This window comes from Uliginosibacterium sp. H1, from assembly GCF_036017065.1.
Classification (GTDB): domain Bacteria; phylum Pseudomonadota; class Gammaproteobacteria; order Burkholderiales; family Rhodocyclaceae; genus Uliginosibacterium.
Genome location: NZ_JAYXHR010000001.1, coordinates 1943726 through 1958736 on the forward strand (window position 1 = coordinate 1943726; position 15011 = coordinate 1958736).

Genomic DNA, 15011 nt, shown 5'->3' on the forward strand with positions numbered 1-15011 from the left:
GCATGCCGCTGACCAGCGTAATCGAGCACTACGACCCGGCATGGCCACTGCGCTACGAGGAGGCAGTGGCCTACCTTAGGCCGACCGTCGGCTCATCGCTCCTGGCAATCCACCACGTCGGCAGCACAGCGGTCCCCCAACTGGCCGCCAAACCCGAGATCGACATCCTGATCGTCGTCACGCCAGCATCTGCGGATCACGACTGGTCAGGCAGGCTGTCAACACACGGCTATCGCCGTGGCGGTGATCTTTCGACGGGACATCAGTTCTACAAGCGCGATGCAGGCGGTGTCCGTACCCACAAGCTGCACGTGTGTGTCGAGGGCCATCCCGAGATAGCGCGGATGCTGCGCTTCCGCGATCTGCTGCGTGACGACGATCTACTCCGTGCAGAGTACGCAGCACTGAAGCTGATGCTGGAGCGCACGAAATCGGATGGCATCGACGAGTACCCTCGAAAGAAGGCGCCGTTCATTGACGACGCATTGGCGACGGACTCGTCGGCGAACTGACGACGCAGTGCCGGCCCTGCCGCTGGGACTTTGCTTCTTCGTTACGCTTGCCCGGGAGTTCGCCCCGGCGGGAGCTGGCAGAACGGCAATTCGTCAAAGGCAACAACACTGGATTCCTGCTGAGCAGGAATGACGGGTTCAGTCCAGTGCCGGATCGACGAGTCACTTCCGAGTAGTAACGCAAGAAATACAAAGCCCCGGCAGTGCCGGGGCTTTGCAGTCACGAACGGGAGCCCGTGTCGACGACGGGCCCTGTCATGACGCTTACGGCGTCAGGCTCACGCCGCTGAACACGCTGTATGTGCTCACCGTCGAGTTGGTGCCGGACGAGCCCGCCAAGCCGACCAGCACTTCGGCGCCGAGCGGCGAGGTCAGGCTGAAGTCCTTCGCGGGCGCATCGACCCAGGTCGAGCCGTCGTACGAGTACGACACCTGCACCACCTGCCCCGTGCGCGTCAGCTTCATCCACAGTGGCGACACGTTGGTCGGCATGCTGGGAATGGTGACAACGGCGGTGTTGCCAGCACTCGCGCAACTGGTGTCGCGGAAGTTGGTTCGCAGGCTCTTGTTTCCGCGCAGCATCATGCTGTAGTACAGCGAGCGCGGATTGGTGTCGTTGCGCAGCATGACACCGGCCACGATGTTCGCTGCGGAGAGCGTACCCGGCACCTCCATCGACTCCAGCTTCGCGACCAGCGTGAAGTTGCCGGTCACTTTCTTGTAGGCCATGGTCAGGCCATCCCCCGCACCGGCCAGTGCGCCACCCGCAGTCACCGTGTAAGTGCCCGCGCTATAGCTCGCCCCTGCGTTGGACGGCAGGTCGGTGGTGTCTTTCTGGAAAGCGTAGAAAGCCGGGAACGGCGTACCGCCTGCGATGCCGGAATCAACCGAGGTCCAGTCAGCCGGACAGGAGTTGGTCACTGGCGGCGGTGGCAGGATCGGGCCCGGCGTGGCGGCCGCGGCGGGCAGCTCGATCGCCAGCTTGCCGGCACCGGCATTGGCGTCGACATGCTTGCGCAGTGCCGTCACCGTCGGCGCGGGCGTGTAGTTGTACGGCGGCGTCCAGCCCAGTTCGTTGGTGTAGGCGGCCAGCGTGAAACCGTACGACGCGGATGCGGCCTGCGCGTCGCTCCAGCGCGCTTCCAGTTCTGCCTTGGCGGTGGCCTCCAGCGCGGCCGAGGACGGTGTGCCGTTGTACCAGGAGCCCACGTCCTTGAACTGGTAGCCGTTCCAGTTCTCGATCACGTAGCCGATGCTGGCCTTGCTGCCCGCGATGTCGAAGGCATTCGTCTCCGACAGGATGCGGGACTCGGCACCCATACCGATGTAGTAGCCGACCGCGTAGGTCGGCGCGTCGGTGTTGCCGCTGTAGTAGTTGTTGTAGACGTGGATGCGGCCGAAGCGGGCGCGCGGCGCGCGCTGAGCGGAATCCTTCCAGCGATTGTGGCTGAAGGTCAGGCGATTGACGTCGCGTTCCTTGAAGCCGTTGGAGTCGCCCGAACCACCCACCATGTTGGTCTTGTCGTGGTTCTTGAACTCGGTGTAGGACACGGTGATGTAGTCGGAGCCATCCTCGATGTCGAGCAGGCCGTCGTGGCGCTGCACCGGCATGGTCACGCCGTTGATGGTGAGCAGCTCGGTGTCCTGGTTCTGGCCGTCACTCAGGGTCACGTGGTCGATCCACACCTGCTTGGCAGTGCCGATGGAGATGGCGTCGTAGCGTGCGTTCCACTCCGGGTGCGCGCCACCCTGGTAGGCGGTGGCGAGGTCGGTCGGTGCCTCGAACTCGATGTTGCGCACGATGACGTTGTTCACCGAGCTGATGGCCAGGTAGCCGTCGATCAGCTTTGCGTTGTTGCCCACGCCGATGATGCTGGTGTTCGACGTCACCGGAAACTGGATCTGCGCCTTCTGCAGATTCATGATGGTGGTGCGGCCGGTCGACAGGTCGGCGATCCTCGTCTTGGTGGCGATCGCCGCAGAGTCGCTCGCGGCGACCTTCGCGTTCAGGTCGGCCATGAAGGCGTCGTCCAGGCTCTGGATGTATAGATCCCAGTCCCACTTGGCGGCATTGGCGGACTGGCTGCGGTACCAGGCCATGTCCGCCTTGCTGCCGTTGCCGAGATCGGTGCCGTAGATGCTGCCCACCACGTAGATGATCTTCGGCTCCGACTTCGCGGCCGTCTGGTTGGTGGCGTAGGTCGGGCTGCTGGTGTTGGCCAGCGCGGCCAGCAACTCGGTGCGGTTGGTCACCCGGTAGATGTTCGTCGCCGGTGCGTTGGCGCCGCCGGTCGTGCCCGCGCCCTGGCTGGCCCAGCCACTCACTTCGCCGACAACGGTCATCGTGGGTTCGGCGGGGGGCGTTACGGGAGGAGGATTGCCGCCGGCTGCAGGGGGTGGCGTGTCGCTACCACCACCACAGGCGGCGAGCATGCCGGCGAGAGAAACGGAAATGACGAATGCAGCCAGCCTTTGGCCAGCGGTCTCCTGAAAGAACATGGTGCTCCTTTGCGTGAATCTCGCGGCTTTCTGGATGCCGCAGGACGCACCGCGTGCGTTTCAGCCGACGCGCCCTGCTTTCACGGGCCGGCCGCGCACGGCCCGCAAATTCGTGCTGGTCGCGGAGAACTCCGCAACCGGAATGTGGGCGCAAAGGATAGGAGCGGAAAACACTTACGGCTTGTACGAATGCGACAAAGCCGCAGTGCGACACAGAATGATGCATCGGGCATACACGCCGACGCATTTCCGTGCGGACACGACGCAGCGGAAACATGTTTCCAGCAGATAGGGACAAGCCGGGATGGAAGATGTCACCCGACACCACCCGGTGTCGACCGGCGACGGCTACACCGGCACCAGGGAGGCGGAGGCTACAGCACCCACCACAACGCCAGCGGCAGGAACACCAGCGACATCAGGTTGCCGATGAGCACCATCGACGCCACCCGCTGCGGCTCCTGCTTGTAGCGCTCGGCGAAGATGAAGTTGAGCACGGCCGGCGGCATGGCGCCGAAGACGATGAGCAGCGCGGTCTCCCAGTCCTGCAGGCCGATCAACTCGGCGACGCCCCAGGACAGCAACATGCCGGCGATGGGCCTGACGCAGCCGGCGACGATTCCATCGCGCCAGTTGCCGAGATCCATGCCGATGAGGCGCACGCCGAGCGCGAGGATGTTGAGGGGAATCGCCACCTGGCCGAGCAGGCGGATGGAGTCGACGGCCGGTTCCCACAGGTGGATGCCCAGCAGGGACACCACCAGGCCGGCGATCATCGCGGCCACCGGCGGAATGCGCCACAGGGTGGACACGCGCGCCTCCCGGTTGAGCAGCCACGAGCCGAAGCCGAAGTGAAGCGTCACCGACACCATGAACAGCACCACCGCGGGTTGCAGCATCTTGTCGCCGAAGGCCAGCATCGCCACCGGGATGGCGAGGTTGGCGGAGTTGCCGAACATGATGAGCGGCGCCCAGGTGCGGCCGTCCTGTCGCAGCAGGCGCGCCAGCAGCCAGCCGGTGGCACCGCAGGCAAAGGTGGCGACGAACATGCCGAGCGCGAGCCGCCAGTACTGCGCAATGTGGAAGTCCTGGCCGGCCAGCGCGCCGAAGATCAGCGCCGGCACGAACACGTCCATCGTCAGGCGGTTGGCCTCCGAGAAATCCGGCCTGTAGCGCCAGGCGATCCAGGCGCCGACGCCGGTGAGGAAGAACACCGGGAAGACGACGGAGATGATGCGTTCGAACATGCAGTGCGCTTCAGTGCAGGGTGAGCGCCAGGGCGATGGGCAGCGACACGACGGCGAAGAGGTTGCCGATCAGCACGATGGAGGCGACGTGCTCCGGCTCCTGCCCGTAGCGCTCGGCGAAGATGTAGTTGAGCACCGCCGGCGGCAGGGCGCCGTAGATGAGCAGCATGGCCATCTCCTGCCCCTGCAGGCCCAGCAGGTGGCCGACAAGCCAGGACAGGCCCATGCCGATGACCGGCCGCGCGATGCCACCGATGACGCCCAGCCGCCAGGCGGAGAAGTTGATGTCGCACATGCGCACGCCCAGGGCGAAGAGCATCAGCGGAATGGAGATGTCGCCCAGCATGCGGATGGAGATCACCAGCGGCGGCCACAGCTCGATATCCAGCAACGACACGGCAAGGCCGGCGATGGTCGCGAGTACCGAAGGCACCTGCCAGACGCTCCAGATGCGAGCGCCCGGGCTCAGCATGTGCACGCCGTAGGTGAAGTGCACCAGGGTGGAGCTCATGAACAGGATGAGCGCCACCGGCAGCGCCTCCTGCCCGAAGGCCAGCACGGCCAGCGGCAGGCCGAGGTTGCCGGAGTTGCCGTACATCATCGGCGGCACGAAGGTCTTCGGGGCCACCTTGAGCATGCGCGACAGCCCCCAGGCCACGACGCCGGACAGGGCGACGACGATGATCATGGCAATGGCGGTCCAGCGGAATTGCGCCACGTCGAAGTCGCGGCTGGCCAGCGCGCCGAAGATCAGCGCCGGCACGAACACGTCCATGGTCAGCCGGTTGGCATCCAGCATGTCCGGCCGCCGCTTGCGCGCCACGAAGTAGCCAATGGCGGTGATGGCGAAGACCGGGAAGAGGATGGAGACGATGCGGATCAGCATGACGGCGGGGTCATGGAAAGCATCGATTGTAGCGGCCCGGCCCGCGCACGCCGGCGGCGGCACGGATATTCACTATGGCGCAGGCTGCAGACTCGAACGAGGTGGATCGAGAAGCTCCCTTCGACAAGCTCAGGAAGCGGAAGTCGTCACAGCTCGATCAGCTCTTCCAGCACGCCCAGCCGGCGTTCGGTGCGCGCCACGTAGGGGTTGGTGCGGTCCCAGGCGTAGCCGGCGAGGATGGAGGAGATCATGCGGCGCACGGCATCGGTCTGGCCGGGGTGGAAGATCAGCTTCTGGAAGCTGCCGGCGTACCAGGCCTCGACGAAGGCACGGAAGGTGTTGACGCCGGCCTTCAGCGCCTCGGCGTAGTCGTGCTCCCAGTCCACCGTCTCGCCGCGCGCTTCGCGCTCCAGGCAGGCGGTGGCGAGGCTGGCGGACTTGAAGGCGATGGTCACGCCGGAGGAGAACACCGGGTCGAGGAATTCCCCGGCGTTGCCCAGCAGTGCGAAGCGCTTGCCCCACAGCGACTTCACGTTGGCGGCATAGCCGACGATCTGGCGCGCGGGCGTGTCCCAGGTGGCGTCCTTCAGCAACTGCGACAGCGCGGGGTCCTCGCTGACCAGCGCGCGCAGGCGTTCGGTCTCGGTGCCGGCGTACTGCGCGAGGAATTCCTGCTTCGCCACCACGCCCAGCGAGCACCGGCCGTCGGAGAACGGGATGGTCCAGTACCAGACGTCCACATGCTCCGGGTGCACGGTGATGCGGATCTTCTCGCGGTCGAAGCCACCGGGCGGGATGTTGTCCTGCACGTGGGTGAAGATCGCGCCGCGTGCCGGGAAGGATGACGGCTCGTCCAGCTTCAGCAAGCGCGGCAGCAGGCGGCCGAAGCCGGAGGCGTCCAGCACGAAGCCCGCGCTGACGTGGTACTCGTGGCCGTCGGGGTTACGCACGGTGATCAGCGGGCGATCGCCTTCCACATCGATGGCCGTCACCTCGTGGCGGTAGCGGATCTCGGCGCCCATGCGCTCGGCGGCGTCCGCCAGCACCTTGTCGAAGCGCGCACGCTGCACCTGGTAGGTGGTGCCCCAGCCTTCGCTGAACTTCTCGCGGAAGTCGAAGTGGGTGTACCTGTCGCCCCACGCGAAGGCGGCGCCGTTCTTGTACTGGAAGCCGGCCTCCACGACATCGCGCAGCATGCCGGCCTCCTCGATGTACTGCATGCTCTGCGGCAGCAGGCTCTCGCCGATGGAGAAGCGTGGGAACTGCTCGCGCTCCAGGATCAGCACCTGGCGGCCCTGCTTGCGCAGCATGCCGGCTGCCACCGCGCCAGCCGGGCCTGCGCCGGCGATGAGGATGTCCACGTTCTCGACTTGCATGCGACCGGTTCCTGACACGGGGATCTGAAAAAGGAAACTGAAAAGCTGGAAAGCCCGCGCGCCAACCGGCACGCGGGTTGCCATTTTAGCGTGGCGCCCGCGGCTTTCGACGGCCGCCGTCCTGCGGTGACCGTCGATCGCCACAAGGAGCCTCAGCGGATCGTGCGGCCAGCCTCCTCCGCAACCTGGGCGGCAAGACCGTCAGGCCCGAAGTTGCGCAGGGGCTTGCCGTTGACGAAGAAGGTCGGCGTCTGGCGCACGCCCAGCGCCACGATGTCCTCGGCGTCCTGCTTGAGGCGCGCGGCGATGTCGGGGTCGTTCATGTCGCGCTTCGCCCGCTCGACATCCACCCCCACGCGCGGCAGGAATTCCCAGATGCGTTCCGGCTGCGACCGGCCGTGGTCAGCCCACACCGGTTGCGCCGCCAGCACCGCCTCGACGGCGCGCCAGTAGAGGTCCAGCCCCTGCAGGCGGATGGCCTCCAGCGCCTTCGACACGTACTCGGAGCCGTCGTGGAAGTTGGCGTAGCGCAGGCTCAGGCGCGCGCTGCCCTCGTGCTTCGCCATGATGTCCTTCACGTAGGGATAAAAGGCGCGGCAGGACTCGCAGGCCGGGTCGAAGAATTCCATGATCTGGACCTTCGCCATCAACGGGCCCATGGACGGCATGCCGGGGCGGCTGAAGGCATCGCGCGTTTCGCTGGCACGCTGGGCGGCAGCTTCCTTCGCCCGCGTGTCGTAGAACCATGCGCCCAGGGCAAAGACGCCGAGCAGCGCAAAGACGGTGATGGCCACGAGGGCCTGCCGCCGGGTGAGTCCCTTGCGGGCGGGTGAATGCTTGCGGGTGGATTGCTTGTTCATGTGTTTCTTTCCTTGTACCGGGACCGGCTGTGCGAGCCCCGACGTCGATGAAGGGATGCGGTGCGGATGACAGGACGCCTCATGCGTCCGGCAGCGCGCGCGATTTGCGGTGGATGGCGACGAGCAGGCCGACGATGGCGACGAAGGCCGCGAGCGACAGCAGCGGAATCGTGACGAAGCCGGCCAGCTCGACATCCACGTCGGCACACGAGACGCCCTGCGTGCAGGCCGTCATGCGTTCCGGAATCACGCCCATGTAGAGCAGGCAGTGGTACAGCGCGAAGCCGGTGCCGGCGATGGCCAGCGGCAGCGCGTAGCGCACGCAGCGAGGGTCGAAGCGCAGCAGACCCATGCCGAGGATGAGCGGCAAGGGAAACATGAAGATGCGCTGGTACCAGCACAGCACACAGGGCTCGCGCCCCATGACCATGCTGAAGAACAGGCTGCCGAGGGTGCTAGCGCTGGCAAGCACCCAGCACAGGAACAGCAGGCTCCAGACCCGCGCTGCGGCGGTCTGGTCGGTTGCCCCGGGATCGCCCGGTAGAGGATGAAGCATGTTTTCTCCAGATCAGGATTGGCCGCAGCGATGCCTGCGCGCCGCTACGCGTAGCGGCACGGAGGCACGGCGGACTGGAAGGGATGAAGACGAGGCGGCGCGAAGTGCGCCGGGCCGGCTCAGGCCAGGGAAGATGCGATCCAGTCGGGGCGTTCGGGCCGGACCGGCAGCAGCAGTTGCAACAGTGGCGTGACGGCCGACGGCGCGGCATGGCCTGCGGGACGCAGCGCACTGGCAAGCCCCGGCAGCAATGCGGCGCCCTGGTGACCGTGGCAACTGCCGCAGTCGGCAGTGGACGAGGCGGCCTCGTCAGCACCGGCTTCCGCGGCATGCATGCCGTGACAGGGATCCGGGCAATCGCGGGATGCCTCAGCGTCCACCGCGTCGCCTGCAGGGCTGACGACTCCGGCGATGGTGACGGTCGCGACGATTGCGACGGCGCCGCAATACACGCCGACGGCAGCCCACACGGACTGGACCGACAGGCACATCAGCACGAGGACGCACAGGCAACGCTTCATGGCGCCGGCAGTGTAGGGCCTGCCTGCCGCGCGGACCAGCCGCAGTGCATCACCATCGGGCAAGCGCGAATCTGCCTACAGGTGGGTGTGCCGGTCATGGCGGGGCTCGCTCTCCATCTCGGCAATCGCGTGCAGGATGCCGCAGCTGTCCACCGCCTGCTCCGACTGGCAACGCCGGCGCATGCTGCCGAGGGCCTGCTTCAGTTGCTCCAGCTCACGGATGCGTTCATCCACATGCGCGATGTGCTGATCGAACACTTCGTTGACCGCGCCACAACCGAGCGCGGGCTGGTCGGCCAGCGCCAGCAGGCGGCGGATTTCCTCCTGGCTCATGTCCAGCGCCCGGCAATTGCGGATGAAGCGCAGGCGCTCCACGTGCCCGGTGCCGTACTGGCGGAAGTTGGCCGGGGTGCGTGCCGGTGGCGGCAGCAGGCCTTCCTTCTCGTAGTAACGCACCGTTTCCACGGTGCATTGGGCGGCTTGCGCCAGTTCGCCGATCTTCATGGCCTGCTCCGGTGGCGGGTGTTGACCCTATAGTAGCTTCAGGGTGTCAGATGCCGGAAACGTTCCGCAAGGCCTTCCGGAATCAACACCATGTCCGCTTCCGACAAGCACCACGATCACCTGCACGACGACCCCCACGGCCATTCACACGACCCGTCGCATGCCGGCGCCGGCTGCTGCACACCCGCCGCGAAGGCCTCCCCGCAGGGCACATTGCTGTCGCTGAGCGAGCCCTCCTCCACGGACGCCGGCTGCGCAAGCGGCTGCTGCGACGACCCGCCTGCCGTCACGCTGTATGGCATCGCCGAACCGGACAGCGGCGCAGCCTGCGCGACGGACTGCTGTGGCGACCACGATGGCGCCGTGGCAGCTGCGCCCGCCAAGCTCGCGCCCGCCGCACCGGTGGCCGGTGGCATCCGCACGCCCATCCGCATCATGCAGATGGACTGCCCGACCGAGGAAGGCCTGCTGCGCAAGAAGCTGGGCGGCATGCCGCAGGTGACGCAGCTGGACTTCAACCTCATGCAGCGCGTGCTGACCGTGACCCACGCGCCGGCCGCCCTGCCGGCGGTACTGGACGCCGTGCGCTCGCTCGGCTTCACGCCCGAAGTCGCGGATGGCGATGCAACCCCGCAGGCCCCGGTGGCCGAGCCCGCGAAGCCCTGGTGGCCGCTGGCGCTCGCCGGCGCTGCGGCGGTGGGTTCCGAAGTCGCGCACTGGCTGTCGGCGCCGGAGTGGCTGTCGGCGGCACTCGCCATCCTGGCCGTGCTGGCCTGCGGCATCACGACGTACCGGAAGGGCTGGATCGCGGTCCGCAACGGCAACCTGAACATCAACGCACTGATGAGCATCGCCGTCACCGGCGCCCTGCTCATCGGGCAATGGCCCGAGGCCGCGATGGTGATGGTGCTGTTCACCATCGCCGAGATGATCGAAGCGAAATCGCTGGATCGCGCGCGCAATGCCATCCGCGGCCTGATGGATCTGGCGCCGGAAAAAGCCACCGTACAGCAGCCGGACGGCAGCTGGCAGGAGCGGCCGGCGAAGGACGTGGCGCCGGGCGCGCATGTCCGCGTACGGCCCGGCGAACGCATCGCGCTGGACGGCACCGTGGTCAGCGGCAGCTCCACGGTAAACCAGGCACCGATCACCGGCGAAAGCCTGCCGGTGGACAAGGCAACGGGCGACGTCGTGTTTGCCGGCACGATCAACGAAGCCGGCTCCTTCGAGTACTGCGTGAAGGCCGGCGCCACCGACAGCACGCTGGCCCGCATCATCCACGCCATCGAGGCCGCGCAGGGTGCGCGTGCGCCGACGCAGCGCTTCGTCGACCGCTTTGCACGCGTCTATACGCCCATCGTGTTCCTCTTCGCGCTGGGCGTCGCCGTGCTGCCACCGCTGCTGTTCGGCGGCGCGTGGTTCGAATGGATCTACAAGGCGCTGGTGCTGCTGGTGATCGCCTGCCCCTGCGCCCTGGTCATCTCCACGCCGGTCACCATCGTCAGCGGGCTGGCCGCGGCGGCGCGCCAGGGCATCCTGATCAAGGGCGGCGTCCATCTGGAGGAAGGCCGCAGGCTGGACTGGATCGCGCTCGACAAGACCGGCACGCTCACGCACGGCAAGCCGGCGCAGACGGATTTCGCCGCGCTGGCGGACGTGCCGGAGCACGAGGTACGCAGCCTCGCCGCCAGCCTCGCCGCGCGCTCCGATCACCCGGTGTCGCGCGCCGTGGCGCAGGCTGCGCAACGCGATGACATCCCGGCGCAGGACGTGGACGGCTTCGAGGCCCTGCCCGGTCGCGGCACCCAGGGCCTCATCCATGGCGCCCGCTATCGTCTGGGCAACCACCGCCTCGTCCACGAACTGGGGCTGTGCTCCGATGCGCTGGAGTCCCGCCTGGCGGCACTCGAAACGCAGGGCAAGACGGTCATCCTGATCGCCGACGAGGCACGCGTGCTCGGGCTGTTCGCCGTGGCGGACACGCTGAAGGACAGCAGCCGCGCGGCCGTCGCCGAACTGCACGCGCTCGGCGTCAGGACAGTGATGCTCACCGGTGACAACAGCGCCACCGCGCGCGCGATTGCCACCCAGGCAGGCATCGACGAAGCGCAGGGTGAGCTGCTGCCGGAAGACAAGCTCGGGTTCATCGAGAGCCGGCTCGCGGAGGGACTTGCCGTCGGCATGGTGGGCGATGGCATCAACGACGCGCCGGCACTGGCCCGCGCCGACATCGGCTTCGCAATGGGCGCAGCCGGCACGGGCACCGCCATCGAAACCGCCGACGTGGCGCTGATGGACGACGACCTGCGCAAGCTGCCGCGCTTCGTCCGGCTGTCGCGCCGCACGCATGCGGTGCTGCTGCAGAACATCGTGTTCGCGCTGGGCATCAAGGCCGTGTTCTTCGCCATCACCCTGGCCGGCATCGGCACGATGTGGATGGCGGTGTTCGCCGACGTGGGCGCCAGCCTGCTGGTGGTGGCCAATGGCCTGCGCCTGCTACGCAGCCCGAAGGACTGAGCGGCCACGCGCAGTGCGAAAACGGTGAAGGGGTGAAGGCGAAGGGGAAGCGAAGAAGTGAGGATGCAAATGCAGCCGCAAACAAAAAGGGCCGGAGAAACTCCGGCCCTTTCCTTTACTGCCTTGCTGGCTGTTACAGCTTGCCGACACCTGCACCGCCCGTCACGATGGTCGGGACGTTGGCTGCGCTGTCAAGGCCGTACGAGTAGGGAATGCTGATCGAGGTGGTGGAGCTCACGTTCGGGCCAGCCGGATGCTCATCGGCGCTCGACACCCAGGTGACGCCCGTGCCGAAGATGTTGCCGCTCACGTCCCAGTAACCCATGTCGTTGGTGTAGAAGGTGCCGAGCGGGTTACGGGCATTCACGAAGTAGTTGTTCTCCGCCTTGATCTTGCCGCCGACGCGCGGGTTCATGCCCGATTCAACAATACCGTTGTAGTAGTTGTTGTAGGCGTGAGCCGTCGCGAAGCGCAGCAGGGGCACGCGCGAGTTCAGGTTCTGGTAGTGGTTGTGGTGGTAGGTGATGAAGTTGTTGGCGCTATCGCTGTCACCCGAACCGACCAGGCCACCGCGCTCCGAGTTCTTCAGGTGCGCCCACGACAGGGTCACGTACTTGACGTTGCTCTTCATGTCGAAGAGACCGTCGTAGCCCTGCGCTTCGCCACCGGAAGCTTCCAGCGTGACGTGGTCGACCCACACGTTCGACACGTTGGTCTCCATGCCGATCGCGTCGCCGCCGTTGGAGGTCGGGGAGCCCGACTTCTTCACGTTACGCACGTGCACGTTCTGGATGATGATGTTGCGTGCGTCGCGGATGTGGATGCCGATCTGGTCGAACACGGCGCTGGCGCCGACACCGATGATCGAGATGTTGCTCACGCCCTTCAGGTCGATCACGTCGGCGGCGGTGCTGCAGCTACCGCTGGCCTTCACGGTGTTGCCATGAGTGATGGTGCCGTTCACGCGGATGATGATCGGGGTGCTGGTGCTGGCGCGGTTGCAGAGCGCCGAGTTGAGTTGCGCACCGGTGCTGACGGTGACCGTCGCGCCACCCAGACCGCCCGTGGTGCCACCGTTCTGCGTGGCGTAGCCCACCGGGCCTGCACCCAGCCATGCGCCCGACGACGAACCGTTGCCCGACGAAGACGAGCTGGAGGACGACGACGAAGAGGACGACGAGCTGGAGCTGCTGCTCGAGCTGCTCGACGACGAGCTGGACGAGGAGGAGCTGCTCGACGAGCTGCTGGAAGAGCTCGACGAGGAAGAAGAGGACGAAGACGAGCTGGAGCTGGACGACGAGCTGCTCTGCAGCGGGCCGTAGGAACACCAGGTCGAGGTGCTGCCAGCGTACGGGCTGGACGGGAAGTTGCTGGCCTGGCAGACCACGCCGTTGGTGTAGGTGGCGTAGACGAAGCTGTCCGACTTGCCGAAGGCCACGGAGCGCGTGCCGGAGAACGCGCACTGGGCGCCCTTGTTCTGCGCACACTTCGTGAAGCCGGAGGGGTAATCAAGAGCTTGCGCGCTGAACGCAAGCGAAGACATGGCTGCAGCAACAGCCAGGTAGCGGAACTTCATTGTGTGTCTCCTCGTATGTTTTTGTGTGCGTGCAGGACAGGTCTGCCCGGGCCGCGGTAGGAATATGGATGACAGGGTTAGCCCCCGCAAGGCGCAAAGCAGCATGAAATAACAGGGACTTGCGTCGGCCGGCGCCGACAGCGCCTGGCGTTTTCCAGACACCGCAACGCTCGCAGCGCTGTCGGGAAACCGCGACTCGCCACGCTGCGCCGCAATATCGATTTGTTCGGACGCCTTCTGAACCTATTCGAAACCGGGTTTCCGCTGTCCGCGCATGGTCATGCCCAGCAGTACTTTCGGACCATTCGCCGGGCGCCTCGCCTCGTACCCCGGTAACCGCCGCCGCGTAAGGTCTGGCGCATCGACGCGTTGCCGGTTTTCGCGGGTTTCTGCAGCCGGAAACGTCGTCGATGTCGATGGCCATGTCCGCCTCATTGCGCATGGCCGTCGAACGAATTCCTCTGAATCGTCGATGTCCAGGAGTCGAGTCATGTCCCTATCTGCAATCAAGTTGAAAGTTCTCGCCAGCCTTATGCTGGCCTTCGCCGGCAGTGCTTCCGCCGTCACCTACACCAACGTGCCCGGCGGGGCGAGCAACGGCTTGCCGTTTGCCTACTTCGGCAACGCGGCCAACCCGGCCGGTGATTCGCCGAAAGTCGGCGAAGTCTTTGCGCTGACCTCGGACTCCCTGCTGTCTTCGTTCAGCTTCCATGCCATCGGCAACTACACGGCGCTCCCGCTGCAACTGACCGTGGCGCAGTGGAACCCCGATACGAACGCCAAGAACCAGGCAAGCAACGTGGTCGGTCCGGCGCTGCTGACGACGACCGCCGCAGCCATCGAGACCTTCAACGCGGCGGGCGGATTCACCACCATCGAGTTCGCCAACCTGGGGCTGAACCTGGACGCCGGCACCAAGTACATCGCCTACCTGAGCAGCAACGACCCGACGGTGACCGGCATCCAGCTGTCGCGCACGCAGACGGCGGCGGACACCTCCGGCTTCGGGATCGGCCACGCCTACCTCAGCAACGTTCCCGGCAGCGGCTGGCAGCTCCCGTTCAACGGCAACGGCTTCCTGAGCCTGCAATACACGGCGGTGGCCGCCGCCGTGCCGGAGCCCGAGTCGTACGCGCTGATGCTCGCAGGCCTGGGCCTGATCGGCGCTGCGGCAAGGCGACGCAAATCCGCCTGAGCAGCTTGCTCGACGCACGGATGCCGGGAGTCCGCGCTCCCGGTATCCGTCCGGCAACGCGGTGCAGGCCGCCTGCGCGGCCGCCCCTGCTGGCACGATGACCACTCCCCTCAATGAAGACCAGCAGAAGACCTTGCGCAGCTACGCGTGGGGGCATTTCGTCCAGCATGCCGAGCAGCGTCTGAAGACCTTCAACTTCTACGTCGTCTTCTGCACCGTCCTCATCGGTGCCTTCTCGACCCTCGCGTCCAAGGACGGCATCTCGGCAAACTTCGTACTCCTGCCGCTGCTGCTGAGCGTCCTCTCTTTCGTGTTCTGGAAGCTGGATGAGAGAACGAAGATGCTGATCGCCGTATCGTCAGATGCGCTCAGGTACCTGGACCGACTCGCGCTCGCCGACGCCCCGCCGGAGGCACAGGTGCTCGGGCTGTTCGCGATGGACGACTCGAACACATCCCGGCAATCGAAGTACCCGCTCCTGTCCGGCCACTTCAACTATTCACGCGTGTTCAACTGGGTGTTCGGCCTCATGGGCCTGGTCGGCCTTGCCGGAACGCTGGCCTGCCTCCTTCTCCCGCAGGCCTGAGCCGGCCGGCTCACGCATCAGGGCCTCACCCCCGAGGCCGGCCGACAGTACCCCCCCCCGGTGCAACCCGAAGCAACACCGCGTCGGCGCTCGCCACGCGGCTTACAGGAAAACCCCAGCCTTGACTTTCAGGCATTCTGGCTTAGCATTCAAACGAACGTTTGATTGCAATGTGG

The 15011-nt window shown here is 66.2% G+C and carries 13 protein-coding genes; 4 read left to right on the plus strand and 9 right to left on the minus strand.

The window, feature by feature from the left end:
- The first annotated feature begins 2 nt into the window (after positions 1 to 2).
- Positions 3 to 512, plus strand: a complete 510-nt coding sequence (locus tag VVD47_RS08795) for a GrpB family protein (protein ID WP_327603029.1) — start codon at positions 3 to 5, stop codon at positions 510 to 512.
- A gap of 264 nt (positions 513 to 776) precedes the next feature.
- On the opposite strand, the gene VVD47_RS08800 is transcribed toward VVD47_RS08795, so the two are convergent.
- From VVD47_RS08800 to cadR, 8 genes are all read right to left on the minus strand, one after another.
- Positions 777 to 3011, minus strand: coding sequence for a pectate lyase family protein (locus tag VVD47_RS08800; protein ID WP_327603030.1), 2235 nt, complete (start codon positions 3009 to 3011; stop codon positions 777 to 779).
- A gap of 374 nt (positions 3012 to 3385) precedes the next feature.
- A complete protein-coding gene (locus VVD47_RS08805) occupies positions 3386 to 4258 on the minus strand; it encodes an AEC family transporter (protein ID WP_327603031.1) in 873 nt (290 codons plus the stop codon).
- 10 nt (positions 4259 to 4268) lie between these two features.
- Positions 4269 to 5144 (minus strand): AEC family transporter, encoded by an 876-nt coding sequence (locus VVD47_RS08810; RefSeq protein ID WP_327603032.1) that lies wholly within the window; start codon positions 5142 to 5144, stop codon positions 4269 to 4271.
- Between the two features lie 146 nt (positions 5145 to 5290).
- Positions 5291 to 6520 (minus strand): NAD(P)/FAD-dependent oxidoreductase, encoded by a 1230-nt coding sequence (locus VVD47_RS08815; protein ID WP_327603033.1) that lies wholly within the window; start codon positions 6518 to 6520, stop codon positions 5291 to 5293.
- Positions 6521 to 6672: 152 nt separating this feature from the next.
- Positions 6673 to 7380 carry a DsbA family protein gene (locus VVD47_RS08820; RefSeq protein WP_327603034.1) on the minus strand — a complete coding sequence of 236 codons (708 nt, stop codon included), beginning with the start codon at positions 7378 to 7380 and terminating at the stop codon, positions 6673 to 6675.
- 79 nt (positions 7381 to 7459) lie between these two features.
- The gene (locus VVD47_RS08825; RefSeq protein ID WP_327603035.1) at positions 7460 to 7936 is read right to left on the minus strand and encodes a disulfide bond formation protein B; all 477 of its coding nucleotides are present in this window, start codon (positions 7934 to 7936) and stop codon (positions 7460 to 7462) included.
- Between the two features lie 119 nt (positions 7937 to 8055).
- Positions 8056 to 8457 carry a hypothetical protein gene (locus tag VVD47_RS08830; RefSeq protein WP_327603036.1) on the minus strand — a complete coding sequence of 134 codons (402 nt, stop codon included), beginning with the start codon at positions 8455 to 8457 and terminating at the stop codon, positions 8056 to 8058.
- 75 nt (positions 8458 to 8532) lie between these two features.
- Positions 8533 to 8961, minus strand: coding sequence for a Cd(II)/Pb(II)-responsive transcriptional regulator (gene cadR / locus VVD47_RS08835; RefSeq protein WP_327603037.1), 429 nt, complete (start codon positions 8959 to 8961; stop codon positions 8533 to 8535).
- 90 nt (positions 8962 to 9051) lie between these two features.
- Between cadR and VVD47_RS08840 the strand changes: the two genes are divergently transcribed.
- Positions 9052 to 11478 (plus strand): heavy metal translocating P-type ATPase, encoded by a 2427-nt coding sequence (locus VVD47_RS08840; protein WP_327603038.1) that lies wholly within the window; start codon positions 9052 to 9054, stop codon positions 11476 to 11478.
- A gap of 133 nt (positions 11479 to 11611) precedes the next feature.
- On the opposite strand, the gene VVD47_RS08845 is transcribed toward VVD47_RS08840, so the two are convergent.
- On the minus strand, positions 11612 to 13054 hold the full coding sequence (locus tag VVD47_RS08845; RefSeq protein WP_327603039.1) for a pectate lyase family protein: 1443 nt from the start codon (positions 13052 to 13054) through the stop codon (positions 11612 to 11614).
- A 490-nt stretch (positions 13055 to 13544) separates the two neighbouring features.
- Here VVD47_RS08845 and VVD47_RS08850 point away from each other — a divergent pair, with 490 nt between their 5' ends.
- Positions 13545 to 14249, plus strand: coding sequence for a PEPxxWA-CTERM sorting domain-containing protein (locus VVD47_RS08850; RefSeq protein WP_327603040.1), 705 nt, complete (start codon positions 13545 to 13547; stop codon positions 14247 to 14249).
- Between the two features lie 97 nt (positions 14250 to 14346).
- Positions 14347 to 14835, plus strand: coding sequence for a hypothetical protein (locus VVD47_RS08855; RefSeq protein WP_327603041.1), 489 nt, complete (start codon positions 14347 to 14349; stop codon positions 14833 to 14835).
- Positions 14836 to 15011 lie beyond the last annotated feature (176 nt).

Coding starts and splice junctions, on each gene's coding strand:
- VVD47_RS08850 (WP_327603040.1), top strand. CDS start 13,545: ATGTCCCTATCTGCAATCAAGTTGAAAGTTCTCGCCAGCCTTATGCTG.
- VVD47_RS08820 (WP_327603034.1), bottom strand. CDS start 7,380: ATGAACAAGCAATCCACCCGCAAGCATTCACCCGCCCGCAAGGGACTC.
- VVD47_RS08840 (WP_327603038.1), top strand. CDS start 9,052: ATGTCCGCTTCCGACAAGCACCACGATCACCTGCACGACGACCCCCAC.
- VVD47_RS08825 (WP_327603035.1), bottom strand. CDS start 7,936: ATGCTTCATCCTCTACCGGGCGATCCCGGGGCAACCGACCAGACCGCC.
- VVD47_RS08810 (WP_327603032.1), bottom strand. CDS start 5,144: ATGCTGATCCGCATCGTCTCCATCCTCTTCCCGGTCTTCGCCATCACC.
- VVD47_RS08815 (WP_327603033.1), bottom strand. CDS start 6,520: ATGCAAGTCGAGAACGTGGACATCCTCATCGCCGGCGCAGGCCCGGCT.
- VVD47_RS08830 (WP_327603036.1), bottom strand. CDS start 8,457: ATGAAGCGTTGCCTGTGCGTCCTCGTGCTGATGTGCCTGTCGGTCCAG.
- cadR (WP_327603037.1), bottom strand. CDS start 8,961: ATGAAGATCGGCGAACTGGCGCAAGCCGCCCAATGCACCGTGGAAACG.
- VVD47_RS08800 (WP_327603030.1), bottom strand. CDS start 3,011: ATGTTCTTTCAGGAGACCGCTGGCCAAAGGCTGGCTGCATTCGTCATT.
- VVD47_RS08855 (WP_327603041.1), top strand. CDS start 14,347: ATGACCACTCCCCTCAATGAAGACCAGCAGAAGACCTTGCGCAGCTAC.
- VVD47_RS08805 (WP_327603031.1), bottom strand. CDS start 4,258: ATGTTCGAACGCATCATCTCCGTCGTCTTCCCGGTGTTCTTCCTCACC.
- VVD47_RS08795 (WP_327603029.1), top strand. CDS start 3: ATGCCGCTGACCAGCGTAATCGAGCACTACGACCCGGCATGGCCACTG.
- VVD47_RS08845 (WP_327603039.1), bottom strand. CDS start 13,054: ATGAAGTTCCGCTACCTGGCTGTTGCTGCAGCCATGTCTTCGCTTGCG.